Source organism: Streptomyces hyderabadensis (assembly GCF_020404845.1).
GTDB lineage: Bacteria > Actinomycetota > Actinomycetes > Streptomycetales > Streptomycetaceae > Streptomyces > Streptomyces hyderabadensis.
This window is the reverse complement of record NZ_JAIOJZ010000052.1, coordinates 1-23,937: the sequence shown is the minus strand read 5'-3', so window position 1 is coordinate 23,937 and position 23,937 is coordinate 1. Positions and strand designations below refer to the sequence as shown.

Genomic DNA, 23,937 nt, shown 5'->3' with positions numbered 1-23,937 from the left:
CGCGCCGCCGGGGAGGGGTTGCCGCCCGGCAGTGGTTAGGGTGCCCGGCATGAGCATCATCGGGGTCGGGATCGACGTGGCCGAGGTCGAGCGGTTCGGGGCGTCGCTGGCGCGCACACCGGCCCTGGCGGGGCGGCTCTTCCTGGAGAGCGAGCTGCTGCTGCCCGGCGGCGGGCGCCGCGGCGTCGCCTCGCTCGCCGCCCGCTTCGCGGCGAAGGAGGCGCTGGCCAAGGCGCTGGGCGCACCGGCGGGGCTGCTGTGGAGGGACGCCGAGGTGTACGTCGAGGACAACGGGCAGCCGCGGCTGCGGGTCACCGGGACGGTGGCGGCCCGGGCGGCGGAGCTGGGCGTGGCGTCCTGGCACGTGTCGCTGAGCCATGACGCGGGGATCGCGTCGGCGGTGGTGATCGCGGAGGGGTGACGGTCAGGGGGCGTCGTCCGGCCGGTCGGTGGCCGGGCGGACCCGGATGTGCATGCGCTCGCCCTGTGCGCCGTACAGGGCGATCCACTCGACGGGCCGGTCCCCGGCGTTGGCGATGCCGTGCGGGACGCGGGTGTCGAACTCCGCCGTCTCCCCGGCCGTCAGGATCAGGTCGTGCTCGCCGAGCGCGAGGAGCAGGCGGCCGGAGAGCACGTAGATCCACTCGTGGCCCTCGTGGGAGCCCTGTTCGGGGCGGGGCGTCCACTCGGTCCGCGGGGTGGCCGGGGCGGGGAGGATCTGCTTGTAGGCGTGCAGGCCGTCGTTCGGGTTGCGGGTGAGCGGGACCCACGTCTGTCCGTGCCGGGTGAAGGGGCGGGGGTGGACCCGGGGGTCGCCGGTGCGCGAGCCGACGAGTTCGTCCAGGGGGAGCCGGTGCGCCCGGGCCAGCGGCAGCAGGTGCCGCAGCCCCGGCTCGCGCCGCCCCGACTCCAGCCGGGACAGGGTGCTCACGGAGATGCCGGTGACGGCGGCGAGCTGGGCCAGGGTGAGCCCGCGGGCCTGCCGGATCGCGCGCAGGCGGGCCCCGAGCGAGGTCATCACCTGGGCCGTCTCTTCGTCACCGCCGGTCATGGCACCACTGTCCCCCATCGCGGATTCCGGGAAGCGGCGGGCCGTGCGTGTTCCGGGCCTACGGGGAAGACTCGACGGCATGCGGACTGCGTACAGCGTGGAAACGGTCAGGAACGCCGAACGGGAGCTGATGGCACGGCTGCCGGAGGGGGCGCTGATGCAACGGGCCGCGGCCGGTCTTGCCGCCGCCTGCGCCCAGGTGCTGGTCCGGGTGGCCGGGCGGGTCTACGGCAGCCGGGTGGTGCTGCTGGTCGGCAGCGGCGACAACGGCGGCGACGCCCTGTACGCGGGCGCGCGGCTGGCCCGGCGGGGCGCGGGCGTGACGGCGGTGCTGCTCGCGCCGGAACGGGCGCACGGCGGCGGGCTGGCGGCGCTGCGCCGGGCCGGCGGCCGGACGCTGGACGCCCGGGCGGCCTCCGCGGCGGCGTCGGACCGGATCGCGCGGGCCGACCTGGTCCTCGACGGCATCGTCGGGATCGGCGGCAAGGGCGGGCTGCGGGAGGAGGCCGTACCGCTGGCGGACGCGGCCGCGCGGTCCCGGGCCGCCGTGGTCGCCGTCGACCTGCCGAGCGGCGTCGACGCGGACACCGGCCAGGTCCCGGGGGACGTGGTGCGGGCCGACCTGACGGTGACGTTCGGGACGCACAAGCCGGGGCTGCTGATCGATCCGGCGCGGGAGTACGCGGGTGCGGTGCGGCTGGTCGACATCGGCCTGCCCCTGCCGCGCGAAGGGGCGGAACTGGAGGCGTTGCAGCACGCGGACGTGGCACGGCTGCTGCCGGTCCCGGCGGCCGAGAGCGACAAGTACCGGCGCGGGGTGGTGGGCATCGCCGCCGGGTCGGCCCGCTACCCCGGCGCGGCCGTGCTGGCCGTCGCGGGCGCGCTGCGGGGCGGGGCCGGGGCGGTGCGGTACGTCGGCCCGGCCGGGGACGCGGTGATCGCCCGCTACCCGGAGACGCTCGTGTCCGACCAGGGGCCGAAGCGGGCGGGGCGGGTCCAGGCCTGGGTGGTCGGGCCGGGCGCCGGTGACGACGCGGCGACGGTGGCTCAGGTGCTGGCGGCCGAGGTGCCGGTGCTGATCGACGCGGACGGCCTGCGGCTGGCCGACGCGGACGCGGTACGGGCGCGCACGGCGCCGACGCTGATGACCCCGCACGCCGGGGAGGCGGCGGCGCTGCTCGGGGTGGCCCGGGAGGAGGTCGAGGGCGCCCGGCTGGCCTCGGTGCGCGAACTGGCGGCGCGGTACGGGGCGACGGTGCTGCTGAAGGGCTCGACGACACTGGTGGCCAGTGCGAAGGGCGGCCCGGTCCGGGTCAACGCGACGGGCACCTCGTGGCTGGCCACGGCCGGGAGCGGGGACGTGCTGTCCGGCCTGGCGGGGTCACTGCTGGCGGCGGGCCTGTCGGCGCTGGACGCGGGGAGCGCGGCCGCGTACCTCCACGGCCTGGCGGGCCGCTTCGCGGCGGACGGAGCACCGGCGGGCGCCCACGACGTGTCGGACGCGATCCCGCGGGCCTGGCGGGACGTACGGGGGAACTGAGCGGGCCCCGGGCCGCCGCGCTGCCCGGTGCGGCCGGCGCGGGGACCCGCGTCGGGGTTGCTACTCCACCGTCACCGACTTGGCCAGGTTTCGCGGCTGGTCCACCTCGTTGCCGCGGGCCGTCGCCAGTTCGCAGGCGAAGACCTGCAACGGCACCGTGGCCACCAGGGGTTGCAGCAGCGTCGGGGTGGCCGGGACCCGGACGAGGTGGTCGGCGTAGGGCACGACCGCCTCGTCGCCCTCCTCGGCGATGACGATGGTGCGGGCCCCGCGGGCGCGGATCTCCTGGATGTTGGACACGATCTTGTCGTGCAGGATCGAGCGGCCGCGCGGCGAGGGCACCACGACCACCACCGGCAGGTCCTCCTCGATCAGCGCGATCGGCCCGTGCTTCAGCTCGCCCGCCGCGAAACCCTCGGCGTGCATGTACGCCAGCTCCTTGAGCTTGAGGGCGCCTTCGAGGGCGACGGGGTGGCCGACGTGCCGGCCGAGGAAGAGCACCGTGTTCTTGTGGGCGAGGGAGCGGGCCAGCTCGCGCACCGGGTCCATGGTCCCGAGGACCCGTTCGACCGCCCCGGAGATGCCGGACAGGTCGCGGACGACGTCGCCGATCTCGTCGCCGTACTTGGTGCCGCGCACCTGGCCCAGGTACAGGGCGACCAGGTAGCAGGCGACCAGTTGGGTGAGGAAGGCCTTGGTGGAGGCGACGGCGACCTCCGGGCCCGCGTGGGTGTAGAGCACGGCGTCGGACTCGCGGGGGATCGTCGAGCCGTTGGTGTTGCAGATCGCCAGGACCCGGGCGCCCTGCTCGCGGGCGTGGCGCAGGGCCATCAGGGTGTCCATGGTCTCGCCGGACTGGGAGATGGCGACGACCAGGGTCTGCTGGTCGAGGATCGGGTCGCGGTAGCGGAACTCGCTGGCCAGTTCCACCTCGCAGGGGATCCGCGTCCAGTGCTCGATGGCGTACTTGGCGATCAGACCGGCGTGGTAGGCGGTACCGCAGGCGACGACGACGACCTTGTCGACCTCCCGGAGCACCCCGGCGGGGATGCGCACCTCGTCCAGGCTCAGCGTGCCGGAGCCGTCGACGCGGCCGAGCAGGGTGTCGGCGACGGCCTTCGGCTGCTCGGCGATCTCCTTGAGCATGAAGGAGGCGTAGCCGGCCTTCTCGGCGGCCGAGGCGTCCCAGTCGACGTGGTAGGAGCGGACGTCGGCCGGGGTGCCGTCGAAGGCGGTGACGCTGACGCCCTCGTCCCGGCGCAGTTCCACGACCTGGTCCTGGCCCAGCTCGACGGCGTCCCGGGTGTGCGCGATGAAGGCCGCGACGTCCGAGGCGAGGAAGTACTCGCCCTCCCCCACGCCCACCACCAGCGGCGAGTTGCGGCGCGCGCCGACCACCACGTCCGGCGCGTCCGCGTGCACCGCGACCAGGGTGAACGCGCCCTCCAGCCGCCGGCACACCAGCCGCATCGCCTCGGCCAGGTCGGCGCAGGCCGAGTACTCCTCGGCGAGCAGGTGGGCGACGACCTCGGTGTCGGTCTCGGAGGGCAGTTCGTGGCCGCGCTCGGCCAGCTCGGCCCGCAGCGGCGCGAAGTTCTCGATGATGCCGTTGTGGACCACGGCCACCCGGCCCGCGTTGTCGAGGTGCGGGTGGGCGTTGGCGTCGGTGGGGCCGCCGTGGGTGGCCCAGCGGGTGTGGCCGATGCCGGTGGCGGCGGACGGCAGCGGGTGTTCGGACAGTTCCTTGTCGAGGTTGACGAGCTTGCCGGCCCGCTTGGCGGTGGCGAGGCCGCCGTCCGCGAGCACGGCGACGCCCGCCGAGTCGTATCCCCGGTATTCGAGCCGCTTCAGTCCGGCCATCACGACATCGAGTGCCGACTGAGACCCTACGTATCCCACGATTCCGCACATAAGCGGCAGCCTACGAGCAGGATCGACCTCGCGGCGGCCGCTCAGCGGGCCTCACGTGCCCGAAATCGGAAATTCCCACCGGGGTACGAACGCCGTCCGCGCTCCGTGCGTCAGCCGAGCTTGGCGACCTGCGCGTCGACGACGTCGGCGGGGACCTCGAACTCCGCGCCGGTCATCATCGAGGAGAGGTTGACCGCGCTGAAGGTGGCGAGGGTGGCTCCCTTGCGGACCACGACGAGCTTCATGAGCCCGCTCTTGTCCCCGCCGGTGGCCACACCGATGTTGACGGCGAGCCCCTCGTCCCCGCCCTTGGGGGCGTCCCCGCCGCTCACCTCGGTGACCCGCATCTTGTCGCCGCCCGCGGTGGCGTCGAAGCCGCCGGCGCACTTCTCGACGGCCGCCTTCAGGCCCGCCATCGCCTCCTCGGCGCCGCCGTCCGCGTAGGAGGCGACGTTCAGCAGGATCTTGTTCACGTCGATGTCGGTCATGTCCTGGCCGTCCGGGCCCTTGCTCTCGGAGGGCGACTCCGTCTGGCCCTGCCAGGAGCGTTGCACGTCCGCCGCCGGCTCGCCCTGGGCCACCGCGCCCTGGACGTACACGAGCGGCAGGCACGCCTTGTCGTCCGCCGAGATCTGGTCCTTGGCCACCTGGTCGTCCGCCGACAGTTCGGTGGCGACCTCGCCGCTCTTGACGTCGGCCTGGGCCAGGGCGACCTTCTCCAGTTCGGCGGCGGTCAGCGCCTTGCCCGCCGGCGCGGACTCGCCGGCGCCCTCCGCCGGGGCGGACCGCTCCGCCTTCGCCTTGTCGTCACCGGCCGCGGAGTCGTCGTCGGACGACCCGCCGCAGGCGGTGACGAGCAGGGCCAGGGCGGCGGCGGAGGCCGCGAGGGCGGTACGGCGGACAGCGGTCGAACTCACGGCAGCACTCTTTCGTCGGTTCACTTCGGGGGGATGCCGACTCGCGTCGGAATCTGTCGGCTCACGTCGGGGCCGGTGATGAGATCCGGTCGACTTTGCCCGCACCATACCTACGGCAATCGCACGCACGATCGATAACCGGCCGTCCGAGATCCGACCGTGATCTCGACCGGACGTGACACAGCCCACCTGCCGCCCGGTTCGTACTCCGTTAACAATGGACTGTGATCTCTCCGGTCCCCTCGATTCCCCGGAGCGCCCACCGGTCCCGGCCGGAGGCGACTCCCTACGTCGACCTCACCCGCCCCGAGTGGAGCGCGCTGCGCGACAAGACGCCGCTGCCGCTGACCGCCGAGGAGGTCGAGCGGCTGCGCGGCCTCGGCGACGTCATCGACCTCGACGAGGTGCGGGACATCTACCTCCCGCTGTCCCGGCTCCTCAACCTCTACGTCGGCGCCACCGACGGACTGCGCGGCGCGCTGAACACCTTCCTCGGCGAGCAGGGCTCCCAGTCCGGCACCCCCTTCGTCATAGGGGTCGCGGGTTCGGTGGCGGTCGGCAAGTCCACCGTCGCCCGCCTGCTCCAGGCACTGCTGTCCCGCTGGCCCGAGCACCCGCGCGTGGAGCTGGTCACCACCGACGGCTTCCTGCTGCCCACCCGGGAGCTGGAGGCGCGCGGCCTGATGTCGCGGAAAGGTTTCCCCGAGTCCTACGACCGCCGGGCGCTGACCCGGTTCGTCGCCGACATCAAGGCGGGCAAGGCGGAGGTGACCGCCCCGGTCTACTCCCACCTGATCTACGACATCGTCCCGGACCAGCGGCTCGTCGTCCGCCGCCCCGACATCCTGATCGTCGAGGGCCTCAACGTGCTCCAGCCCGCGCTGCCCGGCAAGGACGGCCGCACCAGGGTCGGACTCGCCGACTACTTCGACTTCAGCGTGTACGTCGACGCACGCACCGAGGACATCGAACGCTGGTACCTCAACCGCTTCCGCAAGCTGCGCGCGACCGCCTTCCAGAACCCGTCCTCGTACTTCCGCAAGTACACCCAGGTGTCGGAGGAGGAGGCCCTGGACTACGCCCGCACCACCTGGCGCACCATCAACCAGCCCAACCTGGTGGAGAACGTGGCCCCCACCCGGGGCCGGGCCACCCTGGTGCTGCGCAAGGGCCCCGACCACAAGGTGCAGCGCCTGAGCCTGCGCAAGCTGTGAGGCGGGCGGGGCGGGCGGCGCGGTAGAAATACCGGATGCTGCATCTGCGCCTGATCACCCCGGCCGACCGCACCGACGAGGTGGTCCGCCTGATCGACCGTACGGTCGGCACCACCCATCTCGTCGTCCTGCCGGGCGCCGCCCGCGAACCCGAGGGCGACGTCGTGATGTGCGACGTGGCCCGCGAGGCCGGTGACGAACTCATCAACGGCCTGCGGGCGTTGGGCATCGACAGCTGCGGCGCCATCACCGCCGAGAACATCGACCTGTCGCTCTCGGAGCGCGCCGACCAGGCCGAGCGGGACGCGCCCGGCGAGGCGGCCGACGCGGTGCTGTGGGAGCAGCTGGAGGAGGCGACGCACGAGGAGTCGACCCTCTCCATCACCTACGTCGCCTTCATCACGCTCGCCACGATGATCGCGGCCTGCGGTGTCGTCCTCGACAACGCGATCCTGATCGTGGGCGCGATGGCGGTCGGCCCGGAGTTCGGCCCGCTCGCCGGCATCTGCACGGCGGCCGTCCAGCGCGCCCCGCGCCTGGCCCTGCGCTCGGCGATCGCCCTGCTGGTGGGCTTCGCCGTGGCGATGGCGGTGACGGTGGGCTTCAGCTGGATCATGGCCGCCCTCGACCTGTTCAGCGAGGGCAAGCTGGAGGGCGACCGGCCCAACACCGGCTTCGTCTACGCCCCCGACGCCTTCTCCTTCGTGGTGGCGGTCCTCGCCGGCATCGCGGGCACCCTGTCCCTGACCTCGGCGAAGTCCGGCGCCCTGGTCGGCGTCGCCATCTCGGTCACCACGGTGCCGGCGGCCGCGAACGCCGCCGTCGCCCTGAGCTTCGGCGACACCGACCAGACGGTGGGCTCCACCGAACAACTCCTCCTCAACCTGGCAGGAATCGTGGTCGCCGGAACCCTCACGCTGCTGGCCCAGAAGGCGTTGTGGTCAACCCAGCGCTCACGACTGACGAAGCCGGACGCGCCCTGAGGGGGCATCACCTTCCGACGCAGAGCGGGGTCATGCCCTGAAGGGGCGCGGGGAACTGCGCGACCAGCCACAACGAACCCGCAGCCCGCATCACACAGCACCCCCCACCCCGAACCCGGCACCGAAAACTACCCCAGCGCGGACTTCACCGAATCCGCCAACCGCCCCGCCACAGCCCGAGCCTGCTCGATATCGGCCGCCTCCACCATCACGCGCACCAGCGGCTCCGTCCCGGAGGGACGCAACAGCACTCGCCCGGTGCTGCCCAGCTCCCGCTCCGCCTCGGACACCGCTGCGGCCAGCTCGGCAGAGGTACTCACCCGCGACTTGTCCACGTCCGGCACATTGACCAGCACCTGCGGCAGCCGCTCCATCACGGACGCGAGGTCCCGCAGCGTACGGCCGGTCTGCGCGACCCGCGCCGCCAGCATCAGGCCGGTCAGCGTGCCGTCGCCGGTGGTGGCGTGGTCGAGGATGATGACGTGCCCGGACTGCTCGCCGCCGAGGGCGTAGCCGTGCTCCTTCATCTCCTCCAGCACGTACCGGTCGCCGACGCCGGTCTGCACGAACCGGATGCCCTCGCGCTCCATGGCCAGTTTGAAGCCCAGGTTGGACATGACGGTGGCGACGACGGTGTCCGCGCGCAGCGCGTCCCGCTCCCGCATCGCCAGGGAGAGCACGGCGAGGATCTGGTCGCCGTCGACCTCCGCACCGGTGTGGTCCACGGCCAGGCAGCGGTCGGCGTCGCCGTCGTGTGCGATGCCGAGGTCGGCGCCGTGCTCGACGACGGCGGCCTTGAGCAGGTCGAGGTGGGTGGAGCCGCAGCCGTCGTTGATGTTGAGGCCGTCGGGCACCGCGCCGATGGTGACCAGTTCGGCACCGGCCCGCGCGAAGGCCTCCGGAGAGACCCGGGAGGCCGCGCCGTGCGCCTCGTCGAGGACGATCTTCAGTCCGTCGAGGCGGTTGGGGAGCACGCCGACGAGGTGGGCGACGTACTGGTCGAGCCCCTCGTCGTAGTCCCGGACCCGGCCGACGCCGGCGCCGGTCGGGCGGTCCCAGGGGGCGCCGGTGCGGTGCTCGGCGTAGACGGCCTCGATGCGGTCCTCCAGCTCGTCGGCGAGCTTGTGGCCGCCGCGGGCGAAGAACTTGATGCCGTTGTCGGGCATGGCGTTGTGGCTGGCGGAGAGCATCACGCCGAGGTCGGCGCCGAGCGCGCCGGTGAGGTGGGCCACCGCGGGCGTCGGCAGCACGCCGACCCGCAGCACGTCCACCCCGGCGCTGGCCAGGCCCGCGACCACCGCGGCCTCCAGGAACTCCCCGGAGGCGCGTGGGTCCCGGCCGACCACCGCGGTCGCCCGGTGCCCGGCGAAGGTGCCCGCCTCGGCCAGTACGTGCGCCGCGGCGACGGAGAGGCCCAGCGCCAGCTCGGCCGTCAGATCCGCGTTGGCGACACCGCGCACGCCGTCCGTGCCGAAGAGTCGTCCCACTTGTCCTCCTGAGGAAACGTCAATTCCGGGAGCGGCTGCCGGTGAGTGCGGCCCACGCAGTCGGCTCCCGAAGACCCGGGCACGCAGCGCCCGACCAACGATCACATAAGCCTTAGAACGTCTTGTGCCGTTATACGCCCAACGGCAGGGATAAACGAATGCCCCGGCAGCACAGTGGCGTGCCGCCGGGGCGTTCGGAGTACAGCCGGACCAGCCGGTACGACTTAGCGCTTGCTGTACTGCGGAGCCTTGCGGGCCTTCTTCAGACCGGCCTTCTTCCGCTCGACCGCGCGGTCGTCGCGGCGCAGGAAGCCGGCCTTCTTGAGGGCGCCGCGGTTGTTGTCCACGTCGGCCTCGTTCAGGGCGCGGGCGACACCGAGACGGAGCGCGCCGGCCTGGCCGGAGACACCGCCACCGGCGATGCGGGCGATGATGTCGTAACGGCCTTCCAGCTCGAGCACCTTGAAGGGCTCGTTGACTTCCTGCTGGTGCACCTTGTTCGGGAAGTAGTCCTCGAGGGTGCGGCCGTTGATCTTCCACTTGCCGGTGCCCGGGACGATCCGGACGCGGGCGATGGCGTTCTTGCGGCGGCCCAGGCCGGCGGCCGGCTGGGGCTCGCCGAAGGCGGAGGCCATGGACTCCGAGGTGTACTCGCCCTCGACGGGGACCTCGGACTCGGTGGTGTAGCTGTCGATGTCGATCTCTTCGAGCGGCTGCTCGGCAGTGGTCTCGGCCACGATGCTCCTCAGATTCTCTTCAGTCTTAGGGGGTGGCCGGACTTACTGCGCGACCTGGGTGATCTCGAACGGCTGCGGCTGCTGCGCGCCGTGCGGGTGCTGGTCACCCTTGTAGACCTTCAGCTTCGAGAGCATCTGACGGCCCAGGGAGTTCTTCGGGAGCATGCCCTTGACGGCCTTCTCGATGGCCTTCTCCGGGTTCTTGTCGAGCAGCTCGTCGTAGCGGACGGAGCGCAGACCGCCGGGGTAGCCGGAGTGGCGGTACGCCATCTTCTGGGTCCGCTTGTTGCCGGAGAGGTGCACCTTGTCGGCGTTGATGATGATGACGAAGTCACCGGTGTCGACGTGGGGCGCGTAGATCGGCTTGTGCTTGCCGCGCAGGATGGAGGCCGCAGTGGTGGCCAGACGTCCCAGGACGACGTCCTGAGCGTCGATGACGTGCCACTGGCGCGTCACATCGCCGGGCTTGGGGCTGTACGTACGCACGGTTCGTAGCCTTCGCTTCTTCAGTGAGTGGTCCTGACATGGTCACCGAAGACGATCACGACAGCCTTGACCGCACCGCGGTGACGCATACCGCGTGCAGGTCGCTGGTCATCGGTCCCGGTGGACCGGTGTAAGGGCCCCTCACGTGAGAATGAGCAAGCCAATACACATACAGCTGTGCAGAATACCCGGGCCCCGGCGGCCGGGTCAAAACGGGGCCGCGGGGGCCCGGTCCGGCTCCGGCGCCCGCCCCGGCGGTACCCGTTCCCCGGCGCCCGCCGGACCGTTCCGGGGGGTCAGCGCCTGCCGGGCGACCGTCACCGCCAGCACACCCAGCGTGAACGCGTCCCGGAACGCCCGCCGCCGCTCCCCCTCCAGCCAGGGCCAGGTCAGACCGGGTGCCTGGGGCACCAGGGCGATCCAGAACCACGCCCCGCGGGCCACCGACCCGGCGTACGGCAGCCCGGCGAGCAGCAGCGGCAGGGCGACCAGGAGGTAGTGGTCGTAGGACGGCCGGGAGACCAGGAACGCCGAGAGCATCAGCCCGGCGCCGGTCTCCGCGAGCCGCAGCGGACCGGGGTCGGCGCGCCGCCAGCGCCGGTACGCGCACAGCACCCCGGCCGAGGCCGCCGCGACCGCGAGCCCCTGCGCGAGCGCCGGCGGCACCCCGAGCCGGGGCAGCACGGCCGCCGGGGACGCCTCGTAGAGCCGGACGAAGCCGTCGTCGCCGTGCAGCAGGAAGGGCAGGGTGCGGGTGAAGAAGCCCGCGGGGTCGGGCATCGCCAGCGCCGCCGCGGCGGAGGCCAGCGCGGGCACCAGGACGGCGGCGGCCAGGGCGCGCCACCGCCCGGCGAAGAGGAAGAGCAGGACGACCGGCGCGAGCAGCGGCTTGAGCGCCACGGCCGCCCCGATGACGACCCCGGCACCCGTCCAGCGCCCCCGGCTCGCCAGCAGCAGGGCCAGCGGCAGCGCCACCGTCGCCGTCACCGTCCAGTTGCCGAGCCGCACCAGGTGCCCGAACGGCGCGAAGCCCAGCGCCAGCCCGGTCAGCCCGAGGACCGCGAGCCGGCTGCCCAGCGGCACCCGGTGCAGCCGCAGCGCGCAGGCCCAGGCCAGGGCCAGCAGTACCGTCACCGCGCCCGGCACCAGCACCCGCAGCACCGCCCCGGGCAGCAGCGCCTGCGGCACGGCGGCCAGGACGGCGCTCGGCAGGTAGAGGAAGTGCGGGTCGTCGTAGGGGGAACCGCCGGCCAGCCAGGTGCGGGCGGCCCGCACGACGATCGCGTTGTCCATCCCGCCGTCCGGGACCGTCCGCGCCGCGTGCACGGCGGACGCCGCCAGCACCGTCACGAGCACCGCCCACGGATGCCGTCCCGCCGGTCGCACCAACCACCCGGAGATGTCGCTTTTGCCCGTCCGCATGAACGGAACGCTAGGCCCTGCGGGCCCCAAGTCCCCGCACCAGCACGCCCTTCGGCCCGTCTAAGATGCGCCCCATGAGCTTTGGGCAGGGGGGACCTCAGTCGCAGTGGGATCCCTGGACACCGCAATCGCAGCAGCAGCCGCAACCGCAGCAGTCGCAGCAGCCCTGGAACAGCGGGAACAGTGACAACACCCCGGACTGGGCCGCCCTCGCCGAGGCCTCCGAGGCCCGTGCCAAGCGGCGGCGGCTGCTCTTCATCGGCGGCGGCGCGCTGGCCACCGTGGCGATAGCCGGCGCCGTCGCCCTGGCCGTGGTCTCGGCGAACGGTTCCGGCCAGGCCTCCGACGGCCCCTCCGGGCAGCTCCCGTCGACGGCGGACATACCCAGCTCGACGGCGACCGAGCCGTCCTTCGCCCCGACCAGCGCCCCGCCCCCGCTGGACCCGAAGGACTTCGTCTCCAGCGTCAAGAAGGACAAGGCCCCGCTCAGCCCGGACCTGCTCTTCCCCGGGACCCAGCTGACCATGGGCGAGACGGTCTACAAGAAGGGCCCGACGGCCGACACCCGCACCTGCGGCTCCGCCGCCCAGGGCACCCTGCCGAAGGTCCTCGACGCCAACGGGTGCACGCGCCTGATCCGCGTCACCTACACCGAGGGCGACACGGCCGTGACGGTCGGCGTGGCCGTCTTCGACACCGAGGCGCAGGCCACGAAGGCGAAGAAGGACGCCGACAAGAAGAGCATCGTGCGCTCGGTGTCCGGCGGCGGCGTGAAGTCCTTCTGCACCGGCGCCGTCTGCCGCTCCACCACCAACTCCTACGGCCGCTACGCCTACTTCACCGTCGCCGGGTTCACCGACGGCAAGGACGTCACGGAGAAGTCCACCGGTGTGTTCCGGGCCGGTGACGACCTGGCGGAGTTCGCCTTCCGGCAGATCCGCCGGCGCGGTGAGGCCCAGGCGTCGGCGGCGGCGGAGGGCTGACGCTCCCGCTCAGCAGCAGCCGGCCCCCGGCAGCGACCGCTTGTTGCGCGCCTCCTTGTTCCGGGCCGCCAGCAGCTCGTCGGCCGGGTAACCGACCTCCTCCAGCGTCAGCCCGTGCGGCCGCACCACGTGCACGGCGGAGTCCCGCACGCCCGCGGCCAGCACCTTCGCCGGCCAGTCCGGGCCGCGGTGCCCGTCGCCGACGAACAGCAGCGCGCCGATCAGCGAGCGCACCATGTTGTGGCAGAAGGCGTCGGCCCGCACGGTGGCGGTGACGATCCCGTCCTCGCCCCGCACCAGGCTCAGCTCCTGCAGCGTCCGGATGGTGGTCGCCCCCTCCCGCTTCTTGCAGTAGGCGGCGAAGTCGTGCTCGCCCAGCAGCCCCCGGGCGGCCTCGTTCATGGCGTCCACGTCGAGCGGCCAGTCGTGCCACAGGACGTGTCCGCGCAGCAGCGGGTCGACGCCGCCGGGGTTGTCGGTGACCCGGTAGGCGTAGCGCCGCCAGACCGCCGAGAACCGCGCGTTGAAGCCGCTCGGCGCCTCCCTGAGCGCCCACACCCGCACGTCCCTCGGCAGCCGCCCGGCGAGCCGTTTGAGCAGCTTCACGTGGTGCTCGGCCCACACCTCGCGCGGCAGGTCGACATGGGCGACCTGACCCCGGGCGTGCACACCGGCGTCGGTCCGCCCGGCCACGGTCAGCTCGTACGTCTCCCGCGACCGCGTCACGGTCCGCAGCGCGTCCTCGATCTCCCCCTGCACGGTCCGCCGCCCCCCGGCCTGCTTGGCCCACCCGGAGAACTCGCTCCCGTCGTACGAGAGATCCAGCCGCACCCGCACGAACCCGGCCTCAACTTCGTCACTCACCCAGGAATCCTCTCACCCACACGAAAGCGGGCCCGCCCCTGAAAAGGAACGGACCCGCAAACACCCTCAAGGGGCGCGGGGAACTGCGCGACCGGCCACGGCGAAGGCCGCAGCCGCACTCACACAGCCACCCGGCAGAACGCTTACGCGTCCTTGGACTCCTCGGCGGGAGCCTCGTCGGCCTTGGTCGTGTCGACCTTGGCCTCGGCAGCCTCGGCGGAGCCCTCCGCGTCCTTGGCGGCACGCTTCGTCGCGGCCTCGGCCTCGCCCGTGGCCTGCTGCGCCACGGTCAGCGCCTCGACCAGCTCGATGACGGCCATGGGCGCGTTGTCGCCACGGCGGTTACCGATCTTGGTGATCCGGGTGTAGCCACCGGGACGGTTCTCGTAGCGCGGGCCGATCTCGGTGAAGAGCGTGTGGACGACGCTCTTGTCCGTGATCACCTGGAGCACCTGACGGCGGTTGTGAAGGTCGCCCTTCTTCGCCTTGGTGACCAGACGCTCGGCGTACGGACGCAGCTTGCGCGCCTTCGCCTCGGTGGTGGTGATCCGGCCGTGCTCGAAGAGGCTCTTCGCCAGGTTCGCGAGGAGCAGCTTCTCGTGCGCGGCACTGCCGCCCAGACGGGCACCCTTGGTGGGCTTCGGCATGGTGTTTCTCCTAGGTGTCTGCCCCGGCCGTATCAGGTACCGGGGTCAGTATCTGAGCAGACGGTTGTCTGTCAGAGATCCGGAGACTGCCCCGAAGGGGCGTCTCCGGAAGGGGCGCGGGGAACTGCGCGACAAGCCACAGCGCACCCGCACCCGAGAACGGACCGGCTGGCCCGATCTCTCAGTACTGCTCGGTCTCCACGAACCCGGCGTCCGCGTCGTCGTCGGCGCCGAAGGCATCGGCGGCGGCGGTCGGGTCGAACCCGGGAGGCGAGTCCTTGAGCGCGAGGCCCATACCCGCGAGCTTCGCCTTGACCTCGTCGATGGACTTCGCACCGAAGTTGCGGATGTCCAGCAGGTCCGCCTCGGAGCGGGCGACCAGCTCACCCACGGAGTGGATGCCCTCGCGCTTGAGGCAGTTGTACGACCGGACGGTCAGCTCCAGCTCCTCGATCGGAAGAGCCAGGTCGGCGGCGAGCGCGGCGTCCGTCGGGGACGGACCCATGTCGATGCCCTCGGCGTCGATGTTCAGCTCGCGGGCGAGACCGAACAGCTCGACCAGGGTCTTGCCCGCCGACGCCATGGCGTCACGCGGCCGCATGGCCTGCTTGGTCTCGACGTCGACGATCAGCTTGTCGAAGTCGGTGCGCTGCTCGACACGCGTGGCCTCGACCTTGTACGTGACCTTGAGGACCGGCGAGTAGATCGAGTCGACCGGGATGCGCCCGATCTCCTGACCGACCTGCTTGTTCTGCACGGCGGAGACGTAGCCGCGACCGCGCTCGACGGTCAGCTCCATCTCCAGCTTGCCCTTGCCGTTGAGCGTGGCGAGGACGAGGTCGGGGTTGTGCACCTCGACACCGGCCGGGGGCGCGATGTCGGCGGCGGTGACCAGACCCGGGCCCTGCTTGCGCAGGTACATCACGACCGGCTCGTCGTGCTCCGAGGAGACGACCAGCTGCTTGATGTTGAGGATCAGGTCGGTGACGTCCTCCTTGACGCCCGGCACGGTGGTGAACTCGTGCAGGACACCGTCGATGCGGATGGACGTGACCGCCGCACCCGGGATCGAGGACAGGAGGGTCCGGCGCAGGGAGTTGCCGAGGGTGTAGCCGAAGCCCGGCTCCAGCGGCTCGATGACGAACCGGGAGCGGAACTCGTCGACGACCTCTTCGGTCAACGAGGGACGCTGAGCGATCAGCATGTGGTGATCCTTCAGTCAGGGGCGCCCGCTATTTGACGCCCGACTAGTACTGCAAGGGTACGGGCGATACGACCCGAAAGAGCCGTACCGCCCGGAAAACCCTGGTGAAGCGAGGCCTGAACGACCGCGAGGGTCAGACGCGGCGACGCTTCGGCGGACGGCAGCCGTTGTGCGGGGTGGGCGTGACGTCCTGGATGGAGCCGACCTCGAGGCCGGTCGCCTGCAGGGAGCGGATGGCGGTCTCACGACCGGAACCCGGGCCCTTGACGAAGACGTCGACCTTGCGCATGCCGTGCTCCTGCGCGCGGCGGGCAGCCGACTCGGCGGCCATCTGCGCGGCGAACGGCGTGGACTTCCGGGAGCCCTTGAAGCCGACGTGGCCGGCGGAGGCCCAGGAGATCACGTTGCCGGTCGGGTCCGTGATGGACACGATCGTGTTGTTGAACGTGCTCTTGATGTGCGCGTGGCCGTGAGCGACGTTCTTCTTTTCCTTGCGGCGCACCTTCTTGGTCGCGCCCTGACGTCCCTTGGGGGGCATGTCGTTCTCCTACGGGAGGTGGTCGGTCCTACAGCGAAGACCGCTGGACGGCGAGTCCGCTGCGGACTACTTCTTGCCCGGCTTCTTCTTGCCGGCGATGGCGCGACGCGGGCCCTTGCGGGTGCGAGCGTTGGTGCTGGTGCGCTGACCGCGGACGGGCAGACCGCGACGGTGACGGAGACCCTGGTAGGTGCCGATCTCGACCTTGCGGCGGATGTCGGCCTGGATCTCGCGACGGAGGTCACCCTCGGTCTTGATGTTGTTGTCGACGTACTCGCGGATCGCGACGAGCTGCTCCTCGGAGAGGTCCCGGACACGGGTGTTCGGGTCCACGCCGGTGGCGGCGAGCGTCTGCTGCGAGAGGGTCCGGCCGATGCCGAACACGTAGGTGAGGGCGATCTCCACGCGCTTTTCGCGCGGGATGTCAACACCGGAAACGCGTGCCATTCAATGGCTCCAGTTGGTTGTCGGAGGTCTTCCACAGAACCGGTCCCCGGCCGCCGTATGAGGTACGGATCGGGTCCCCGGCCTCCGAGCCGGGGGTGTCGGACGATCGCTCGTCCGGGTCCTGCGTATGAACATGTTCAGCTCGCGTCGCGCGAAGTCATGCGAATCGCGGAGGGAACGGTCAGGCGTCAGCCCTGGCGCTGCTTGTGGCGCGGGTTGTCGCAGATGACCATGACCCGACCGTGACGGCGGATCACCCTGCACTTGTCGCAGATCTTCTTGACGCTCGGCTTGACCTTCATGGGTGTGAGGTTCTCCGGGTCAGTTGCCGGCGGACCCGCGCGCGGGGCACGCGGGACGTGGGCAAGATCTACTTGTACCGGTAGACGATCCGGCCACGCGTCAGGTCGTACGGAGACAGCTCCACCACGACCCGGTCGTCAGGGAGGATGCGGATGTAGTGCATGCGCATCTTGCCGCTGATGTGTGCCAGGACCTGGTGGCCGTTCTGGAGCTCGACCTTGAACATGGCGTTCGGAAGAGACTCGACGACAGTGCCCTCGATCTCGATGGCACCTTGCTTCTTGGCCACGCTTCGCCCTTCGAATCGACTACCTTGATCGACTCACCTGCACCCCGCACGACATGCGGGCACACGTGAGCCGACGAGTCAGTCTACGTCAGCAGACCCGGAAAGGCGAAACGAGAAAGTCTGCCCCGGATGCGAGATCGTTATGCAAGGGGGCCCGGCGCCGCCGTGATCCCCAGCTCGGCCAGCTTCGCCTTGCCGCCGACCGCTCCCCCACGCCCCTCTCGCGGGCTCGGCGCCAGGGGCGCCTCACAGGCTTCGAGCGGCTGCGCCGGCCTCCGACCGGCGGAAGCAGGTGCGGACCGGAGTCACGCCAGCGGGTCCGGCGCCGCCGTGATCCCCAACTCCGCCAGCTTCGCCTTGCCGCCGACCGCTCCCCCACGCCCCTCTCGCAGGCTCGGCGCCAGGGGCGCCTCACAGGCTTCGAGCGGCTGCGCCGGCCTCCGACCGGCGAAAGCGGGTACGGACCGGAGTCACGCCAGCGGGTCCGGCGCCGCCGTGATCCCCAGCTCGGCCAGCTTCGCCTTGCCGCCGTCGGGGGCCGTCAGGACCAGCGGGCCCTGCTCGGTCAGGGCCACCGAGTGCTCCCAGTGGGAGGACCAGGTGCCGTCCGTGGTGATGACGGTCCAGTCGTCCGACAGGACCTCGGTGCGGGGGGTGCCGAGGGAGACCATCGGCTCGATGGCGAGGCAGAAGCCGGGGACGAGCTTGGGGCCCTTGCCGCGGCGCCGGTCGACGTAGTTCAGCAGGTGCGGGTCCATGTGCATCTCGGTGCCGATGCCGTGGCCGCCGTAGTCCTCGATGATCCCGTACTTGCCGCCGCCGGGCTTGGGCTGGCGGCGGATGTAGGTCTCGATGGCGCGGGAGACGTCCACCAGGCGGTTGCCCTGCTTCATGGCCGCGATGCCCGCCCACATCGACTCCTCGGTCACCCGGGACAGCTCGACCAGCTCCGGGGAGTGACCGGAGCCGACGAAGGCCGTGTAGGCGGCGTCGCCGTGCCAGCCGTCGATGATCGCGCCGCAGTCGATGGAGATGATGTCGCCGTCCTTGAGGACCACCTCGTCGGACGGGATGCCGTGGACGACGACCTCGTTGACCGAGGTGCAGATGGTGGCGGGGAAGCCGCCGTAGCCGAGGAAGTTCGGCTTGGCGTCGTGCTCCGCGAGGACCTTGCGGGCGACCTGGTCCAGGTCCCTGGTGGTCGCGCCGGGCACGGCGGCCTCACGGGTGGCCGCGTGGATGGCGGCGACGACCAGCCCCGCTTCGCGCATCTTGGCGATCTGCTCGGGGTTCTTGATCTGCACCATGGGGGCTGCGGCCTTTCTGGACGGGACGGGACCGGCGGGGAGGGACGGGAAGGGCAACGGTTCCCACGATACGGGGCGGAGCCGCGCCCACCCCACAGCACAGCCGCGGCCCCGGGCGAGGGACCGCGGCTGCGGCGAGCGGGCGGCGTACTGCGTGGGGCGCGACTACTGGTCGCGCTTGAGCGCCTCCAGCGCGCGGCGGGTGACCTCGTCCACGGGTCCCGTCGCGGCGATGGTGGCGACCAGGCCCTGCGACTTGTAGTAGTCGATGATCGGCTCGGTCTGCGTGTGGTAGACCTCCAGCCGCTTGCGGACCGTCTCCTCGGAGTCGTCGTCCCGCTGGTACAGCTCGCCGCCGCAGATGTCGCAGACGCCTTCCTTCTTCGGCGGGGTGTACGTCACGTGGAAGACGTGGGCCGAGTCGTTGCGGCAGACCCGGCGGCCGGCGATGCGCTTGACGACCTCGTCCTCGGGGGCCTCCAGGTCCAGCACCGCGTCGAGCTTCATGTCCTCGGTCTCGAGCAGCTCGTCCAGCGCCTCGGCCTGGGAGACGTTGCGCGGGAAGCCGTCCAGCAGGAAGCCGCCCTCGGCGTCGGGCTGCTCCATGCGGTCCTTCGCCATGGCGATGGTGACCTCGTCCGGCACGAGATTGCCGGCGTCCATGTAGGACTTCGCGAGCTTGCCCAGTTCGGTCTGCTGGCTGATGTTCGCGCGGAACAGGTCGCCCGTGGAGATGTGCGGAATGTGCAGCGTCTCGGCAAGGCGGGTGGCCTGCGTTCCCTTTCCGGCACCCGGAGGCCCGACGAGGACGATTCGCATCAGCGGAGGAACCCTTCGTAATTGCGCTGCTGGAGCTGGCTCTCGATCTGCTTCACCGTCTCGAGACCGACACCCACGATGATCAGGATGCTGGTGCCACCGAACGGGAAGTTCTGGTTTGCCCCGAAACCAGCCAACGCCATTGTCGGGACGAGAGCGATCAGACCCAAGTACAGCGAACCCGGCCAGGTGATCCGGTTGAGTACGTAGCTCAGATACTCAGCGGTCGGTCGGCCAGCCCGGATGCCCGGGATGAAGCCACCATACTTCTTCATGTTGTCCGCGACTTCCTCGGGGTTGAACGAGATGGCCACGTAGAAGAAGGCGAAGAACACGATCAGGAAGAAGTACAGGATGATGTGCGGCGTCGCCGCGGTGTCCGCGAGGTTCTTCTGGATCCAGGTGGCCCAGCCCGCGGTCGACCCGGAGAACTGGACGATCAGCGCCGGGATGTAGAGCAGCGACGAGGCGAAGATGACGGGGATGACGCCCGCCTGGTTCACCTTGAGCGGGATGTACGTCGAGGTGCCGCCGTAGGAGCGGCGGCCGATCATCCGCTTCGCGTACTGCACCGGGATGCGGCGCTGGGCCTGCTCCACGAAGACCACCAGGCCGACCATCACCAGGCCGACGAGGATGACGGTGCCGAACTCGATCCAGCCGCCCGCCAGGTCGCCCTGCTTCTTGATGGCCCACAGGGCGGAGGGGAAGGTCGCGGCGATCGAGATGAACATCAGGATCGACATGCCGTTGCCGATGCCGCGGTCGGTGATCAGCTCGCCGAGCCACATGACGACGCAGGTACCGGCGGTCATGCAGATGACCATGACGACGGTGGTGAAGATCGCCTGGTCGGGGACGATCTGACCGGCGACGGTGCAGCCGGAGAAGAGGGCGCCGCTGCGGGCGGTGGCCACCAGGCCGGTGCCCTGCAGGATGGCGAGCGCGACGGTCAGGTAGCGGGTGTACTGCGTGATCTTCGCCGTACCCGCCTGGCCCTCCTTCTTGAGGGCTTCCAGGCGCGGGATCACGACGGTCAGCAGCTGCAGAATGATGCTCGCCGTGATGTACGGCATGATGCCGAGCGCGAAGACCGTGATCTGCAGCAGGGCGCCACCGCTGAACATGTTGACCAGGCCGAAGAGGCCCTGGTTGCCGGACGCCTGGTCCACGCACTCCTGGACGTTCTTGTAGTCGACACCGGGAATGGGGATGTGGGTACCGAGGCGGTACACCACGATGATGCCGAGCGTGAAGAGCAGCTTCTTGCGCAGGTCGGGCGTCTTGAACGCCCGGGCGAACGCGGTGAGCACGGTGCCTCCTGCGACCCCCGCGCTACTGCGTCAAGGGTGACGGTCTTGAGGTTCGACTGACGACTGATAAGTGGACGGCTAAGGGAGTAACGCTGAACCGCCGCCAAGAGTGCCTCATGTGACGCACCCGTGAAAGAGGGCAGCGCAGGCCACCTTACCGGCGGGAGCACTCCCCTTGGAACGACCAACCGGGGATACCCCTTTTGTGGGGCATCCCCGGTCGGGATCGCTCATGTCATCGACACGCCCGAGTAGTTCAGACGAGCTCGGTGACGGTACCGCCGGCGGCGGTGATCTTCTCCTTGGCGGAGCCGGAGACGGCGTCGACCGTCACCTGCAGCGCCACGGAGATCTCGCCCTGGCCGAGGACCTTGACGAGGCTGTTCTTGCGAACGGCACCCTTGGCCACCAGGCCCTCGACGGTGACCTCGCCACCCTCGGGGTACAGCGCGGCCAGCTTGTCGAGGTTCACGACCTGGAACTCGGTCTTGAACGGGTTCTTGAAGCCCTTCAGCTTCGGAAGGCGCATGTGGAGGGGCATCTGGCCACCCTCGAAGCGCTCCGGAACCTGGTAACGGGCCTTCGTACCCTTCGTACCACGACCGGCCGTCTTACCCTTCGACGCCTCACCACGACCGACACGGGTCTTGGCGGTCTTGGCGCCGGGGGCGGGACGGAGGTTGTGGATCTTGAGCGGGTTCTGCTCCGCCATGATCAGTCGACCTCCTCGACCGTCACGAGGTGGCGGACGGTGTGCACCATGCCGCGGAACTCGGGGCGGTCCTCCTTGACGACCTGCGTGTTGATCCCCTTGAGACCGAGGGAGCGCAGGGTGTCACGGTGGTTCTGCTTGCTGCCGATGTAGGACTTGACCTGCGTAATCTTGAGCTGCGCCATGATTACGCACCCGCCCCGGCACGCGCACGGAGAAGGGCCGCGGGGGCGACGTCCTCGAGCGGCAGACCGCGGCGGGCCGCGATCTCCTCGGGACGCTGCAGGCCCTTGAGGGCCTCCACGGTCGCGTGCACGATGTTGATCTGGTTGTCGGAGCCGAGCGACTTCGACAGCACGTCGTGGATGCCGGCGCACTCGAGCACGGCGCGCACCGGACCACCGGCGATAACACCGGTACCGGGCGACGCGGGCTTGAGCAGCACGACGCCGGCCGCCTTCTCACCCTGGATGGGGTGCGGGATGGTGCCCTGGATGCGGGGGACCTTGAAGAAGTGCTTCTTGGCCTCCTCAACGCCCTTGGCGATGGCGGCCGGCACCTCCTTGGCCTTGCCGTATCCGACACCCACGGTGCCGTCACCGTCGCCCACCACGACCAGCGCGGTGAAGCTGAAGCGACGACCACCCTTCACAACCTTGGCGACGCGGTTGATCGCGACGACGCGCTCAACGTAAGCGGTCTTCTCGGCGGCACCTGCGCCACCGTCACGGCCCTTCCGGTCCCGCCGCTCGCCGCCACCGGCACCGCTGCCGCGGCGCTGGGGTCCAGCCATTGGAATTACCTCTCTCTGTTTCCGCTAGCGATACGGAACCGGCTCAGAACTTCAGACCGGCTTCGCGGGCGGCGTCCGCCAGGGCGGCGATGCGCCCGGCGTACTGGTTGCCACCACGGTCGAACACGACGGCCTCGACACCGGCGGCCTTGGCGCGCTCGGCGACCAGGGCGCCGACCTGCTTGGCCTGCGCCGACTTGTCGGCCTCGCCGCCACGGATCGAGCTGTCCAGGGTGGACGCCGACGCAAGGGTGTGACCCTTGAGGTCGTCGATCACCTGGGCCACGATGTGGCGGTTCGAACGGGTAACGACCAGACGGGGACGCTCCGCCGTACCCGAGAGATTCTTGCGAATCCGGATGTGGCGGCGCTTGATCGCGGCGCGCTTGTAGGCGTCGCCCTTGAGGATCTTCTGTCCGTATGCCATGGCTTACTTACCCGCCTTTCCGACCTTGCGGCGGATGACTTCGCCCTCGTACTTGACGCCCTTGGCCTTGTACGGGTCGGGCTTGCGCAGCTTGCGGATGTTGGCCGCAACCTCGCCGACCTTCTGCTTGTCGATGCCCTCGACCGAGAAGTGGGTCGGGTTCTCCACCTTGAAGGTGATGCCCTCGGGGGCCTCGACCAGGATCGGGTGGCTGTAGCCGAGGGAGAACTCCAGGTTCGAACCCTTGGCGATCACTCGGTAACCGACACCGCTGATCTCGAGCTTCTTCACGTAACCCTGGGTCACGCCGGTGATCATGTTCGCCACCAGCGTGCGGGACAGGCCGTGCAGGGCCTTGCTCTGACGCTCGTCGTTGGGGCGGGTGACGTTCAGCACGCCGTCCTCACCCTTGGCGATGTCGATCGGCGCCACGACGGTGTGGGTCAGCGTGCCCTTGGGGCCCTTGACCGAGACCGTACGGCCGTCGATGGTGACGTCCACGCCGGCGGGAACCGCGATGGGGAGCTTGCCGATGCGCGACATAGCTGTTTCCTCCGTTCCCTTCCGTTACCAGACGTAGGCGAGGACTTCTCCGCCTACGCCCTTCTTGCCGGCCTGCTTGTCGGTGAGGAGCCCGTGCGACGTGGAGATGATCGCCACGCCGAGGCCGCCCAGCACCTTGGGCAGGTTGGTGGACTTCGCGTACACCCGGAGACCGGGCTTGGAGATCCGCTTGATGCCCGCGATGGAGCGCTCACGGTTCGGGCCGAACTTCAGCTCGAGGACGAGGTTCTTGCCGACCTCGGCGTCCTCGGTCTTCCAGCCCGTGATGAAGCCCTCCTGCTGGAGGATCTCCGCGATGTGAGACTTGATCTTGGACGCCGGCATCGTCACGGAGTCGTGGTACGCCGAGTTCGCGTTCCGCAGACGCGTAAGCATGTCTGCGATCGGATCAGTCATGGTCATGAATTGGCCTTCGGCCTCTCTCGCCGGGGTTTCCTGGTGCGCCATCCCTCTCCCCGATCCGAGACGGGACGGGTGCGGCGCGGTGGACCTACGGCGTAGTAAGTCGTACGGGCGGCAGACGCCCAACCCCGCAAGCCTACGGCATGCGAGGGCGGGCTTCTGCCGACCCAGATGCTTACCGAGAGTCTGAATAACCCGGGATTACCGGATTACCAGGAGCTCTTGGTCACGCCCGGCAGCTCGCCACGGTGAGCCATCTCACGAAGGCACACGCGGCACAGGCCGAACTTGCGGTAGACGGAGTGCGGACGGCCGCAGCGCTGGCAGCGCGTGTAGCCGCGGACACCGAACTTGGGCTTGCGAGCAGCCTTGGCAATCAGAGCCTTCTTCGCCATCTCGCTCACGCCTCCTTGAAGGGGAAGCCGAGGTGACGGAGGAGCGCGCGGCCCTCAGCGTCGTTGGTCGCCGTGGTCACCACGGTGATGTCCATACCCCGGGTGCGGTCGATCTTGTCCTGGTCGATCTCGTGGAACATGACCTGCTCGGTGAGACCGAAGGTGTAGTTGCCACGGCCGTC

At 70.4% G+C, this 23,937-nt stretch carries 29 protein-coding genes and 1 pseudogene; 5 read left to right on the top strand and 25 right to left on the bottom strand.

All coding sequences use genetic code 11. The features are described 5' to 3' along the window. The first annotated feature begins 49 nt into the window (after window positions 1-49). On the top strand, window positions 50-421 hold the full coding sequence (locus K7854_RS30180; RefSeq protein WP_226029719.1) for a holo-ACP synthase: 372 nt from the start codon (window positions 50-52) through the stop codon (window positions 419-421). 3 nt (window positions 422-424) lie between these two features. Here K7854_RS30180 and K7854_RS30175 read toward each other — a convergent pair whose 3' ends face one another. After that, window positions 425-1,051, bottom strand: coding sequence for a helix-turn-helix domain-containing protein (locus tag K7854_RS30175; RefSeq protein ID WP_226029718.1), 627 nt, complete (start codon window positions 1,049-1,051; stop codon window positions 425-427). Between the two features lie 79 nt (window positions 1,052-1,130). Here K7854_RS30175 and K7854_RS30170 point away from each other — a divergent pair, with 79 nt between their 5' ends. Further along, the gene (locus K7854_RS30170; protein ID WP_226029717.1) at window positions 1,131-2,591 is read left to right on the top strand and encodes an NAD(P)H-hydrate dehydratase; all 1,461 of its coding nucleotides are present in this window, start codon (window positions 1,131-1,133) and stop codon (window positions 2,589-2,591) included. A 60-nt stretch (window positions 2,592-2,651) separates the two neighbouring features. On the opposite strand, the gene glmS is transcribed toward K7854_RS30170, so the two are convergent. Next, window positions 2,652-4,502, bottom strand: a complete 1,851-nt coding sequence (glmS, locus tag K7854_RS30165; protein WP_226029716.1) for a glutamine--fructose-6-phosphate transaminase (isomerizing) — start codon at window positions 4,500-4,502, stop codon at window positions 2,652-2,654. A 110-nt stretch (window positions 4,503-4,612) separates the two neighbouring features. Continuing rightward, window positions 4,613-5,419, bottom strand: a complete 807-nt coding sequence (locus K7854_RS30160) for a hypothetical protein (protein WP_226029715.1) — start codon at window positions 5,417-5,419, stop codon at window positions 4,613-4,615. Window positions 5,420-5,643: 224 nt separating this feature from the next. On the opposite strand from K7854_RS30160, the gene coaA reads away from it, so the two are divergent. Together coaA and K7854_RS30150 are read left to right on the top strand one after the other, a co-directional pair. Then, the gene (gene coaA, locus K7854_RS30155) at window positions 5,644-6,633 is read left to right on the top strand and encodes a type I pantothenate kinase (protein WP_226029714.1); all 990 of its coding nucleotides are present in this window, start codon (window positions 5,644-5,646) and stop codon (window positions 6,631-6,633) included. Between the two features lie 35 nt (window positions 6,634-6,668). Continuing rightward, a complete protein-coding gene (locus K7854_RS30150) occupies window positions 6,669-7,616 on the top strand; it encodes a DUF389 domain-containing protein (RefSeq protein ID WP_226029713.1) in 948 nt (315 codons plus the stop codon). A 128-nt stretch (window positions 7,617-7,744) separates the two neighbouring features. On the opposite strand, the gene glmM is transcribed toward K7854_RS30150, so the two are convergent. From glmM to K7854_RS30130, 4 genes are all read right to left on the bottom strand, one after another. Continuing rightward, complete coding sequence (gene glmM, locus K7854_RS30145) at window positions 7,745-9,103, bottom strand: phosphoglucosamine mutase (protein ID WP_226029712.1); 1,359 nt, start codon at window positions 9,101-9,103, stop codon at window positions 7,745-7,747. A gap of 224 nt (window positions 9,104-9,327) precedes the next feature. Further along, window positions 9,328-9,840: a 30S ribosomal protein S9 gene (gene rpsI, locus K7854_RS30140; RefSeq protein WP_052839842.1), complete on the bottom strand. Its 513-nt coding sequence runs from the start codon at window positions 9,838-9,840 to the stop codon at window positions 9,328-9,330. Between the two features lie 42 nt (window positions 9,841-9,882). Beyond that, the gene (gene rplM / locus K7854_RS30135) at window positions 9,883-10,326 is read right to left on the bottom strand and encodes a 50S ribosomal protein L13 (RefSeq protein ID WP_064729367.1); all 444 of its coding nucleotides are present in this window, start codon (window positions 10,324-10,326) and stop codon (window positions 9,883-9,885) included. Window positions 10,327-10,533: 207 nt separating this feature from the next. Next, window positions 10,534-11,748, bottom strand: coding sequence for a glycosyltransferase family 87 protein (locus tag K7854_RS30130; protein WP_226029711.1), 1,215 nt, complete (start codon window positions 11,746-11,748; stop codon window positions 10,534-10,536). A gap of 74 nt (window positions 11,749-11,822) precedes the next feature. On the opposite strand from K7854_RS30130, the gene K7854_RS30125 reads away from it, so the two are divergent. Next, window positions 11,823-12,731, top strand: a complete 909-nt coding sequence (locus K7854_RS30125) for a hypothetical protein (protein ID WP_226029710.1) — start codon at window positions 11,823-11,825, stop codon at window positions 12,729-12,731. Between the two features lie 9 nt (window positions 12,732-12,740). Here K7854_RS30125 and truA read toward each other — a convergent pair whose 3' ends face one another. The 18 genes and pseudogenes from truA to K7854_RS30035 all read right to left on the bottom strand — a co-directional run. Next, entirely contained in the window at window positions 12,741-13,595 is an 855-nt protein-coding gene (truA, locus tag K7854_RS30120; protein WP_226029709.1) for a tRNA pseudouridine(38-40) synthase TruA, read from the bottom strand. 143 nt (window positions 13,596-13,738) lie between these two features. Beyond that, window positions 13,739-14,242 carry a 50S ribosomal protein L17 gene (rplQ, locus tag K7854_RS30115; protein WP_226029708.1) on the bottom strand — a complete coding sequence of 168 codons (504 nt, stop codon included), beginning with the start codon at window positions 14,240-14,242 and terminating at the stop codon, window positions 13,739-13,741. Between the two features lie 181 nt (window positions 14,243-14,423). Beyond that, window positions 14,424-15,446, bottom strand: coding sequence for a DNA-directed RNA polymerase subunit alpha (locus K7854_RS30110; RefSeq protein WP_003966937.1), 1,023 nt, complete (start codon window positions 15,444-15,446; stop codon window positions 14,424-14,426). Window positions 15,447-15,579: 133 nt separating this feature from the next. Then, window positions 15,580-15,984, bottom strand: coding sequence for a 30S ribosomal protein S11 (gene rpsK / locus K7854_RS30105; RefSeq protein ID WP_007443997.1), 405 nt, complete (start codon window positions 15,982-15,984; stop codon window positions 15,580-15,582). 66 nt (window positions 15,985-16,050) lie between these two features. Beyond that, window positions 16,051-16,431 (bottom strand): 30S ribosomal protein S13, encoded by a 381-nt coding sequence (gene rpsM / locus K7854_RS30100; protein ID WP_004984507.1) that lies wholly within the window; start codon window positions 16,429-16,431, stop codon window positions 16,051-16,053. A 188-nt stretch (window positions 16,432-16,619) separates the two neighbouring features. Next, a complete protein-coding gene (gene rpmJ / locus K7854_RS30095) occupies window positions 16,620-16,733 on the bottom strand; it encodes a 50S ribosomal protein L36 (protein ID WP_003974245.1) in 114 nt (37 codons plus the stop codon). A 68-nt stretch (window positions 16,734-16,801) separates the two neighbouring features. Beyond that, on the bottom strand, window positions 16,802-17,023 hold the full coding sequence (gene infA, locus K7854_RS30090) for a translation initiation factor IF-1 (RefSeq protein WP_003948620.1): 222 nt from the start codon (window positions 17,021-17,023) through the stop codon (window positions 16,802-16,804). A gap of 470 nt (window positions 17,024-17,493) precedes the next feature. Further along, entirely contained in the window at window positions 17,494-18,330 is an 837-nt protein-coding gene (map, locus tag K7854_RS30085) for a type I methionyl aminopeptidase (RefSeq protein WP_226029707.1), read from the bottom strand. Window positions 18,331-18,495: 165 nt separating this feature from the next. Further along, window positions 18,496-19,149: an adenylate kinase gene (locus K7854_RS30080; RefSeq protein ID WP_226029706.1), complete on the bottom strand. Its 654-nt coding sequence runs from the start codon at window positions 19,147-19,149 to the stop codon at window positions 18,496-18,498. Next, on the bottom strand, window positions 19,149-20,462 hold the full coding sequence (secY, locus tag K7854_RS30075; protein WP_226029705.1) for a preprotein translocase subunit SecY: 1,314 nt from the start codon (window positions 20,460-20,462) through the stop codon (window positions 19,149-19,151). The genes K7854_RS30080 and secY overlap by 1 nt, the downstream gene beginning before the upstream one ends. 256 nt (window positions 20,463-20,718) lie before the next feature. Beyond that, a complete protein-coding gene (gene rplO, locus K7854_RS30070) occupies window positions 20,719-21,174 on the bottom strand; it encodes a 50S ribosomal protein L15 (RefSeq protein WP_023547373.1) in 456 nt (151 codons plus the stop codon). 2 nt (window positions 21,175-21,176) lie between these two features. Further along, window positions 21,177-21,359, bottom strand: a complete 183-nt coding sequence (gene rpmD / locus K7854_RS30065; protein ID WP_003974250.1) for a 50S ribosomal protein L30 — start codon at window positions 21,357-21,359, stop codon at window positions 21,177-21,179. Between the two features lie 2 nt (window positions 21,360-21,361). Further along, window positions 21,362-21,967, bottom strand: a complete 606-nt coding sequence (gene rpsE, locus K7854_RS30060; protein WP_003974251.1) for a 30S ribosomal protein S5 — start codon at window positions 21,965-21,967, stop codon at window positions 21,362-21,364. A 43-nt stretch (window positions 21,968-22,010) separates the two neighbouring features. Next, the gene (gene rplR, locus K7854_RS30055) at window positions 22,011-22,394 is read right to left on the bottom strand and encodes a 50S ribosomal protein L18 (protein ID WP_043381015.1); all 384 of its coding nucleotides are present in this window, start codon (window positions 22,392-22,394) and stop codon (window positions 22,011-22,013) included. Between the two features lie 3 nt (window positions 22,395-22,397). Beyond that, on the bottom strand, window positions 22,398-22,937 hold the full coding sequence (gene rplF, locus K7854_RS30050) for a 50S ribosomal protein L6 (protein WP_165288014.1): 540 nt from the start codon (window positions 22,935-22,937) through the stop codon (window positions 22,398-22,400). Between the two features lie 24 nt (window positions 22,938-22,961). Next, window positions 22,962-23,360 (bottom strand): 30S ribosomal protein S8, encoded by a 399-nt coding sequence (gene rpsH / locus K7854_RS30045; protein WP_026248232.1) that lies wholly within the window; start codon window positions 23,358-23,360, stop codon window positions 22,962-22,964. 209 nt (window positions 23,361-23,569) lie between these two features. Continuing rightward, a complete protein-coding gene (locus K7854_RS30040) occupies window positions 23,570-23,755 on the bottom strand; it encodes a type Z 30S ribosomal protein S14 (RefSeq protein ID WP_003948630.1) in 186 nt (61 codons plus the stop codon). Window positions 23,756-23,760: 5 nt separating this feature from the next. Beyond that, a pseudogene (locus K7854_RS30035) lies at window positions 23,761-23,937 on the bottom strand (50S ribosomal protein L5); the annotation flags it as partial.